Consider the following 9,027-nt stretch of genomic DNA (forward strand, 5'->3'; position numbering starts at 1 on the left):
TTCCATGGCATCGAGCAGTACGCCACGAGCGGCCGACAAGCGTGCCGGATCAACCTTTCCCGCCCGCAGGACTCGCACGTCTCCACGAGCAGCGCGCACGAGCGACATCAGTTCCGCCAACTGCGCCCCGCGTGGCTTCCGACCGGGCGGATCGGCTGGCATGAGGGACTCCGATCTGTCGCCGCAGGCTGCGCCGACCCCATCACGAACCCTACGCCCACCCCTCGACAGCGACACCGGCTCGACGTGGCCACCTCGGCCGGTCACGAAGGGGCCCGACGACCTGCTGTTCACCGCGCCGGGTGGGGGAGCGGTACGCCTGGGGAACTGGCGCCATCGCGTGTTCGACCCGACCTGCCGAGCAGCGGGCCTGGTCAACGTCAAACCCACGACGTGTCCCACACGGCGGCTTCCCCTGCGATCGCCGCGGGCGCGAACGTCAAGGCTGTGCAGCAGATGCTGGGCACACGTCGGCGGCGATGACGTTCGACGGTACGCCGGTCTCTTCGGCGACGACCTCGACGCCGTGGCTCTGGCCCTCGACGGGCTTGTGCCGCAGATGTGCCCCCCGTCCCTGCCGAGGCCCCGTAGGAGGGGCGGCCACATGCCACGGATGCTGGCCGACCTGCCCAGACGTGTGGTGGGCCCCGTCGGGCTCGAACCGACGACCAGCGGATTAAAAGTCCGACGCTCTACCAACTGAGCTAGAGGCCCGCGGGGTCGAGGTCCGACTCGGCGTCCTGTGACACCTCACCCCGGACGACAGCCACCTGCTTGGGCGACGGCCGACCCCGGGCGCCAGTATGCCGCAGACCCGAGCCCACCCACACCCGGCGTCGCTGCTCGAGCGCACGAACGCCGGTGCGATGCCGGCGTCCGGCCCTGTGCAGGGAGGACGCCGGCACCTCAGCGGAGGTTCACCGGGCGCTCAGGGCGGCTCGCGTCGAGGACGTGCCGGACCCCGCAGTGGCTGCCGCCGCTGACGGGTTGGGCTGGGGCACCGGGTCGCACTGCCGGTCCGAGCGGCGACCCGGTCGTCGCTCGGGCAGCGAGCCCGTGGCGAGGTAGGCCGCGACCGTGTTGTCCGTGCAGGCCACTCCCGAGAGCGAGCCCGCGTGCGTCGTTCCGCCTACGCCCTCGACGAGGACCGATCGCGGGAAGCGCGACCGCACCTCGAGGCTGCCGGCATACGGCGTGGCGGCGTCGTAGGTCTCGTCGATCAGCAGGATCGGCGGTACCTGCCGTCCGGACACGGTGACGGGCTTGTCGGCCGTGTCACCCGTCCAGGTGCGGCACGGCGCGTTGAACCAGGCGTTGCTCCACGTCAGGAACGGGGCCTTGTCGTAGACCCGCCAGTTGTCGCGCCTCCAGACCTCCCAACTGTGGGGCCACGGCGCATCGGTGCACTGTGTCGCGAGGTACACCGCATACCCGTTGTCGGCTCCCGGCCCCTGGGGGTTGGCGTTGTCCCAGAGCGCCTTGATGCCGCGGTAGTCGCCGTGCTTCACCGCGGCGGAGAAGGCGGTGGCGATGTCGGTCCAGCCGTAGACGTAGTAGCCGGCGCTCACGAACACGTCGTTCCACTCGTCCGGTCCGATGGTGCCGCCGGCCTGTGGGTGGGCGCGCAGGTAGTTCTGGATGCGGTAGTAGGTGCGTTCCACTGCCTGGCCGTCGTTGCCGAGACCGTAGACGGCGTCGTGCTTGGCGACCCAGTCGAAGTAGATGCCCATGTTCCGGTCGAAGGCGTAGTCCTGGTCGAGGTTGGCCTGGTACCACACGCGACGCGGGTCGACATTGCTGTCGAGGACGAAGCGCCGCACTCGGTCCGGGTGCAACGTCGCGTAGACCTGGCCCAGGTAGGTGCCGTACGAGAAGCCGTAGAAGTTGATCTCCTTCTGTCCCAGCGCCATCCGGATGCTCTCCATGTCAGCGACGTTGTCCGTCGTCTTCATGTGGTCGAGCAGCGCCCCACCGGCCCTCGTGCACGCCTTCGCGTAGTTCTTCGTCCGGGTCAGCCACGCGCTCTCCAGCCCGTGCGTCACCGGCACGTAGTACGGCCGGTCGTAGCTCGTGTAGCTGCCGTCGCACGACAGCGCCGGCCTGCTGGAACCGACGCCGCGCGGGTCGAAGCCGATCCAGTCGTACGCCTTGCCGGCGTTGTGCGGCACGAACCCTTGGAGCACCGAGAGGACGAGACCCGAACCCCCGGGGCCACCGGGGTTGACGAGCATCACTCCTTGGTATGCCGACTGCGGGGTCGTGTGCCGCAGCCGGGACACTGCGAGGTGGATGAGGGCGCCGTGCGGGTGCTCGTAGTCCAGGGGCACGGTGACCATGCCGCACTGCGCGCCGTAGCGCACGAGCGTCGGGTCGGAACACGCCCCCCAGTGGATCGGTGGCGGGACGTAGGGACTGGCCGAGCTGTCGGCGGTGGGCGTGGCACTGCTGGACGCGGCCTGCGCGGGCACTGACGCGATGGCGGCACTGGCGGTCAGCGCGGCAGCGGCGACGACGGTGATGAGTCGTTTCATGATGGTTCCCCTATGAGCGACCTGTGGCGGCGGAGGGCGCCACATTTCAATGTGGCACCGTCGCGACCGGGACGGAGCAGGTTCGGGCAGCCGGCGTGAGCCGGTTCGTGGCGCCGGTCCGGCATGTCGCGACAAATGGCGGCCGTGCCTTTCTGACCCGGCTGTGGACAACAGCCGGGGTGGCACCCGCCGGGTGTCTAGCGTCAGCCCATGGACAGGGGATGTGGTGCAGGGAGCGGCGGCGGGACGTGGTGGCCGTGAGCCGAGAAGTGGTGGATGCCCCCGCAGTGGCGGCGGCCGGCGCGCGGCTGCGTGACTGCGGCGAGCAGGTGCCCCGACCGCCCACCACGGTGTTCGGTTCGGCGGCGGGTCGTGATCCGTCGGTGAGTTCCGAGGTGTCGCGGTTCGAGGCGGTGTGGGGCGACGGGCTGTCAGCGGTGCGCTCCGAGCTGGGTCTGCTTGCCACTGCCCTGCAGCAGGCCTCGTGGACGAGGCAGAACCTCGAGCGTGTGAGCGCGCAGCTGCTGTCACATGTCTTGCCGACCAGCGCCGGGGACGTGCACTGATGGTGCGGTTCGAGGCCGTCGGGGACGACCCGTGCGTCGTCGAGGCGCAGGCGCGGCAGTGGCGCCGGCTCGCGCAGCGGATGGGCGAGGTCGGCCGGGAGGTGGAGTCACAGGTCAGTGCGGTCGCGACGGCGTGGCCGGAGGGCGGCGCGTCCGTGCTCGCGCTCGAGGATGCGCGCCGGTGCAGCGACGACGCCCGGGAGGCGGCGCAGGTCTACGCCCGGGCGGCGACGCTCCTGGCAGGGCTGGTCGATCCGTTGGCGCGGTGGCGTCGGCAGGTGTCGCAGCTCGATGAGGCATGGCAGGTGCTCTCGCACGCGGAAGGGCAGGTGCGGGCGGCGACACGTGCCGACCTCGGGGACCCCCACTCGCACGCGCGGATCGTGGAGGTGCAGCGGCAGCTGCACCTCGCGCAGGCACGCACCGGTCATCCGGACACGGCCTCGGTGGATGCCGCATACACACGGTTGCACCGGCACGCCGAGGAGCAGGTCGACCGCGTGGGACGCGGTCTGGACCGGCTGGTCGTGCAGGGTGCCGCCGTGGTGCCGGGGACCGGCATCGGGGCGGGCGGCGTGTCGCGGTTTCGCGCGGAGCTGGCGCTGCTGTCCGACGGCACCCGGTCACAGGGTCGGCTGGCGCCGCAGGTGGGCCGGCTCGTGGACGCCGGGATCCTGCCGCCCGAGGCCGCAGGGTGGGACGCTGCATCGTTCGCCGCCCACCTACAGGCCAACCCCGGCGTCGCGGCCCAGCTGGTCGCGCGCCGCCCTCAGGCCGGCGCCGACACCGGCGGTCTCCTCCCATCCTTCGTCCTGGCCGGCTCCCACCCGGTGGGCACGGGGCCCGTGCCGTTGGTCTCCTTCGAGACGTTCCTGGCCACCCTGGGTGCCGCTCGGGGGCCCACCCTGGCCTCCGCAGGTGACTCAGGATGGCCGCGCCGCCTCGCGGTCCGCGGGGGGTTCGAGGCCCTGAGCCCCTCTGAACAGCAGGTGGCGGCGCTGCTGTGGCCCGGCGTGGTCGGCAACCTCTCCGGTGCGCCCTTCGAGGTCCGTGCCACGGCGAACCACGTCCGCATCGTGGCCGCCGTGGCAGAGCAGGAGCGCCGCAACGACGCGCTGGGGCGCGATGCGTGGGATGCGGCTCAGACCGGCGAGGTCCGAGGGCCCGGGCTGGTCTACCGCTGGGACCAGCTCGAACGTGACCGGGCGCACCTGGCGCAGCTGCGCACCCTGGCGGCTGATCCGTCCCGGCAGGTCCTGTGGTTCGACAATGCCGACGACGGCTCCGTCGTCGAGCTGCACGGGGCGCTGACCGCGGCGACGGTCGGCGTCGGGGTGTTCGTCCCCGGCACGACCGCCGAGCTGGGCGGCCACGAGACCAACGCCCGGCGGTCGCGGTCCTGGGTGGACGCCTCGGACGGTCGGGTGGCGATGGTGACGTGGATGGGCGGCGACCTGCCCGACGGCATCGTCACCGACGCCCCCTTCCACGACTACGCCGACCGGCTCGCACCCCGGCTCGCAACCTTCAGCCACGACCTGCGCCAGGAGATCGAGCAGTCACCGGCGGCCCGCAACGAGGTGCCTCGCGCCCAGGGACCCGTGGTGGGTCCGGCCGTCACGGTGATCGGGCACTCCTACGGCGGGGCCGTGGTCGGCACGAGCGAGCAGTACGGCCTCGATGCCGACAACGTCATCCACGTCGAGTCCGCAGGTGCCGGTCACGCCGTGGGCGGCATCGGTGACCTGAGCCCCGGCCGGTGCGAGGTGCGGCGTTACACGATCACCGCCGCCAACGACCCGATCCGGCTGGTCCAAGGCCTGCGGGTCGAGCCGATGCAGGCCGTGCCGGCCGCGGTGTCGCAGCTGGTGCAGAGCTGGCCGCTCGAGCAGCTGCAGGACCTCGGGCACGGCGCCGACCCGGTCGCCCTGGCCCGCATGGAGCGCCTGGCCGGCGACCACGCCGCCGACGGACACCTGCTCGAGCCGTGGGAGGCCCACGGTGGTGTGCTGGACACGGGGGCGGAGGGCTGGCTGAACATCCATCGCGTGCTGGTCGGCCTGCCGCCGACGAGGCATGAGCGCTCGGGCGTCGGCGCACTGCCCTTCAGCCCGTTCCTGCACTGACGTCGGCGGCGAGGTCGAGGTCGGCTGGCACCTGCATCCTGACCACGGGGGCAACGGCTACGCCACCGAGGCAGCCCGTGCGGCCATCGCCCGTGGGGTCGCTGCGGGGCTCGAGGAGGTCGTCGCCGTCGTCAGCCCTGACAACGCCGCTTCACTCGCCGTGTGCCGTCGCCTCCGCCTCCACCCGCGTGGCAGCTCCGACGCCTACTACGGCAGGCCGGTCGAAGTGTTCGCCACGCGCCCGCACGAGCGCTAGAGCGAGATCGCGCCGTCGACGTTGAGGACCTGCCCGGTCACGTAGGACGCCTCGTCCGAGCAGAGCCAGGTGATGACCGATGCGACCTCGCGGGGCTCCCCGAGCCGCCGCATCGAGATCACGGCCTCGTATGCCGCGACGCGCTCCGCCCTCTCCTGCGGGCTGTCGCCACGGAGGTTGCGTTCGAGCATCGGCGTCAGGATGGCACCGGGACGGACGGCGTTGATCCGCACGCCTCGGGCGGCGAACTCCTTCGCCGTGCTGACGGTCAGCGCCTCGAGGCCCAGCTTCGCGGCGGAGTAGCTGCCCGTTCCGGCGGCGAGGAGGGCGGCGTCCATCGACGAGACGTTGACGACGGCACCCCGCGCCGCTCCCGGCCCGGCGGGGTCGCCGGCGATCATGGCCGGGATCTCGTGGCGCATGCACAGCCACGCGCTCGTCATGAGGGTGCGGATGGTGGCATCGAAGTGCGACGGCGTCACCTCGACGCTGGTCCTCGCGGAGGGGTCGAGCGTCTCGACGTTGCCGGCGTTGTTGACGGCGATGTCGAGGCGGCCGTGCTCCCGCACCACGGCGTCGACCAGCTCGCGCACCTGCTCGTCGTCCGACACGTCGGCCTGCAGGTAGCTGACGAGGCCGTCTGCTCCGATGTCCGCCACCGCGGCACGACCGCGCTCGGCGTTGCGCCCGCAGATGACGACGCGCGCGCCCGCGGTCGCGAGCTTGGCCGCGGTGGCGAGCCCGATGCCGCTCGTCCCGCCGGTGACGAGCGCGACCCGCCCGCTGAGGTCGATGGTGTAGGCCATCCGGCTCTCCGATCGGTCACGCCGCCGGGGCGGTCAGGCTGTGGGTGAGCAGAGGCTAGCCCCTGCCTTCGGGGTCCGGCGGGCAACCGGGCCGAAGGCGACGCCGCCGATCGCCGGTCGAGAGCTGCGTCGAAAAGGGCGAGCCCGCTGTGGAGGAGGAGACTCTGACCAGGTGCAGAAGGGGCCGGCCGACAGCCTCACCCGGCGAGGAAGGACGACCATGGATCAGGACAGCCCGACGATCGAGCGGTTCGCTGCCTTCAGCGACAGCCCTGACAGCGGAAACCCGGCCGGGGTCGTCCTCGACGCCGCCTGCCTGACCGCGACGCAGATGCAGCAGGTCGCTGCCGCGCTCGGCTACAGCGAGACGGCCTTCGTCACCGGCCCGGTCCACCGAGCCGTCGGGGACGGTGGTGGAGACCGCGACGCCGCGGCGGTCATCCCGGTCCGCTACTTCGCCCCTGCGGGAGAGGTCGACTTCTGTGGCCACGCCACCATCGCGACCACGGTGGCACTGTGCGACTCCGTCGGTGAGGGCAGCTACACGCTGGGCACCCGCGTGGGCCCGGTGGCCATCACCGGGCGTCGTGAGGGTGAGCGCACCGTCGGCACGTTGCGCAGCCCTGCCGTCGGATGCGTGCCGCTCGAGGAGCACCTGCTCGCCCAGCTGCTCGAGTCGCTGCACTGGTCGGAGCAGGACCTCGACCCGCGCTTCCCCCCGGCGATCGGGCTCGGCGGCAACCGCCACCCGGTCCTCGTCCCCCGCGACCTCGCCCGGCTCGAGGCCCTCGCCTACGACTTCCCACAGCTGCAACGCCTGAGCCGTGAGCAGGGATGGGTCACGGTGCACCTCACCCTGCCGACGGAGCCGGGGCACTGGCGCGCGCGGGATCCCTTCCCGTGGGGAGGGGTGGTCGAGGACCCCGCGACCGGAGCGGCGGCAGCGGCCTTCGCGGGCTACCTCCGGCACCACGGCAGCGCGTACCCGGGCGACCGGTTCGTCATCGCCCAGGGGCTGGAGATGGGCCGGCCGAGCAGGATCGAGGTGGAGCTGCTCGAGGAGGCGGCGTTGGTGAGCGGCTCAGCGACACGCATACGACGAGAGGGCGAGGACTGAGCACCGGCACGGCCAGCCCGTCCGCCCAGACCGCCGAGCCGGTCAGCTCGTCGTGAACCGGAGCGGCAGCTGTGCCAGCCGGGGGTCGGCGGCGTCCCACACGCGTTCGGCCCGATCCAGAGACCGCACGGCGAGCACGAGGTCGCCGTGCGGTCCTCGTCCACGTCGGTCACGGTCACGGCAGGGCCGAGCGTGACGTTCTGCAGGACGGCGAACCGTGCGCCGAGAACCAACGAGGCAGGCGGGGCGGGCGGAACTCAGAGGTGGCGCCCTCGCACCCAGTCCTCGAGCGTGCCGCCGGCGCTGTCCTGCATCACCAGCGCCCACACGAGCACCGCCGCCGCGAACTGGCCGACCGGTGCGGCGGCGGCCACCTCGTCACGCAGTGCAGCGAAGCTCGCGCCGTCCTCGGGTCGGCGGAAACGCAGCCGAGGCGACTCGAGCACCGCGGCCCGGGCCGCTCTCGGGACCTCCTCGACCGTCGCGGGGTGCGCCCGGGCCGCGGACTGCCGGGAGCGGATGTCGCGGACGCGGAGCAGGCCGCCAGCCGTCATGCCGACGGCTGCAGCTGCCAGCACGACTGCGGCACCGAACGTCAGGCTGGGGCCGCGCGGGTGCCAGCGCGAGGCGACGGCGGCGGCTGCGCCGGCAAGGAGGACGGCGACGCCGAAGGGCCACGCGAGCCGCCACCACGCCGCCTCACGCCGGAGCCGGTCCTGCTCGTAGAAGCGTGCCGCCCACTCGCGTACGGCGAAGACGGGAAAGTGGTTGCGCGACGGCGGCCACCGTTCGGCCGACGTGCCGGGCGCCGCCGGACCGTTGCGGCCCGCCCCTCGTTCCTGGCGCAACGCGTACCCCCGTCTGTGTCCCTTTTGTTCCTCGCTGCCCAGCCTAGTGACGTGGCGCGGGTGGTCCGGACGCGCACGCACGGTCCCGCCGTTCCCACCCGGCCCCCGCCGTCGCCGCGCGCCCCGAGCGAGCGTCCCGGCACACGGTCCCGGTGGGTATGGTGCGAAACATCCACGACTTCGCAGGAGGACCGTATGAGCCTCGACCGACCGGTCGCCCCCAACCCCTACGACCTGCTTCCGCCGGTGCCCTCGTTCTCGGTGACGAGCGACGACGTCACGGACGGGGCCCCGCTCAAGGACGACCAGGTGGCCGACAAGGGCAACACGTCTCCCCAGCTGTCGTGGAGCGGTGCACCCGAGGGGACGCAGAGCTTCGTCGTGACGTGTTTCGACCCCGACGCGCCCACGCCCTCCGGCTTCTGGCACTGGGTGCTCGTCGACCTGCCCGCTGACGTCACCTCGCTCGACACGGGGGCTGCGTCGGGGGCCCTGCCCGGCAAGGCCTTCCACGTCCGCAACGACGCCGGCCAGCAGGGCTTCACGGGTGCGGCGCCGCCCGAGGGGGACATGCCACACCGCTACTTCTTCGTCGTCCACGCCGTCTCGGAGCCGAGCCTCGGCGCCGACAACTCCGCGTCCCCGGCCGTCGTGTCGTTCAACCTGGCGTTCAAGACCCTTGGCCGTGCGGTCATCCACGGCACCTACCAGCACTGACCTCACCGTCCCGGGCGCCGTGCGGCGGCCCCGGAGTGCCGGAGAGGCACCGAGAGCCCG

General features: G+C 72.4%; 8 protein-coding genes and 1 tRNA gene. 5 read left to right on the forward strand and 4 right to left on the reverse strand.

Translation table 11 applies throughout. From position 1 onward, the window contains the following. Positions 1-638 precede the first annotated feature (638 nt). Positions 639-714: transfer RNA gene (locus ABD194_RS10675), tRNA-Lys, on the reverse strand. Between the two features lie 203 nt (positions 715-917). After that, positions 918-2,531, reverse strand: a complete 1,614-nt coding sequence (locus tag ABD194_RS10680) for an alpha/beta hydrolase (protein WP_343991077.1) — start codon at positions 2,529-2,531, stop codon at positions 918-920. Positions 2,532-2,779: 248 nt separating this feature from the next. On the opposite strand from ABD194_RS10680, the gene ABD194_RS10685 reads away from it, so the two are divergent. Genes ABD194_RS10685 through ABD194_RS10695 form a run of 3 tightly spaced genes read left to right on the forward strand, consistent with a single transcriptional unit; the run spans position 2,780 to position 5,479 of the window. Beyond that, positions 2,780-3,097, forward strand: a complete 318-nt coding sequence (locus tag ABD194_RS10685; protein ID WP_343991079.1) for a hypothetical protein — start codon at positions 2,780-2,782, stop codon at positions 3,095-3,097. Further along, a complete protein-coding gene (locus tag ABD194_RS10690) occupies positions 3,097-5,223 on the forward strand; it encodes an alpha/beta hydrolase (protein ID WP_343991081.1) in 2,127 nt (708 codons plus the stop codon). The genes ABD194_RS10685 and ABD194_RS10690 overlap by 1 nt, the downstream gene beginning before the upstream one ends. Then, positions 5,174-5,479 carry a GNAT family N-acetyltransferase gene (locus ABD194_RS10695; RefSeq protein ID WP_343991083.1) on the forward strand — a complete coding sequence of 102 codons (306 nt, stop codon included), beginning with the start codon at positions 5,174-5,176 and terminating at the stop codon, positions 5,477-5,479. Before ABD194_RS10690 ends, ABD194_RS10695 begins: the two co-directional genes overlap by 50 nt. On the opposite strand, the gene ABD194_RS10700 is transcribed toward ABD194_RS10695, so the two are convergent. Continuing rightward, positions 5,476-6,285, reverse strand: coding sequence for an SDR family NAD(P)-dependent oxidoreductase (locus tag ABD194_RS10700; protein ID WP_343991085.1), 810 nt, complete (start codon positions 6,283-6,285; stop codon positions 5,476-5,478). The genes ABD194_RS10695 and ABD194_RS10700 overlap by 4 nt on opposite strands. Before the next feature lie 220 nt (positions 6,286-6,505). Here ABD194_RS10700 and ABD194_RS10705 point away from each other — a divergent pair, with 220 nt between their 5' ends. Further along, a complete protein-coding gene (locus tag ABD194_RS10705; protein ID WP_343991087.1) occupies positions 6,506-7,402 on the forward strand; it encodes a PhzF family phenazine biosynthesis protein in 897 nt (298 codons plus the stop codon). Between the two features lie 257 nt (positions 7,403-7,659). On the opposite strand, the gene ABD194_RS10710 is transcribed toward ABD194_RS10705, so the two are convergent. Further along, complete coding sequence (locus tag ABD194_RS10710; RefSeq protein ID WP_343991090.1) at positions 7,660-8,250, reverse strand: hypothetical protein; 591 nt, start codon at positions 8,248-8,250, stop codon at positions 7,660-7,662. Between the two features lie 195 nt (positions 8,251-8,445). Between ABD194_RS10710 and ABD194_RS10715 the strand changes: the two genes are divergently transcribed. Then, on the forward strand, positions 8,446-8,967 hold the full coding sequence (locus ABD194_RS10715; RefSeq protein ID WP_343991092.1) for a YbhB/YbcL family Raf kinase inhibitor-like protein: 522 nt from the start codon (positions 8,446-8,448) through the stop codon (positions 8,965-8,967). Positions 8,968-9,027: the final 60 nt, after the last annotated feature.

It is taken from the genome of Terrabacter terrae (assembly GCF_039529575.1).
In the GTDB taxonomy this organism is placed as follows: domain Bacteria; phylum Actinomycetota; class Actinomycetes; order Actinomycetales; family Dermatophilaceae; genus Terrabacter; species Terrabacter terrae.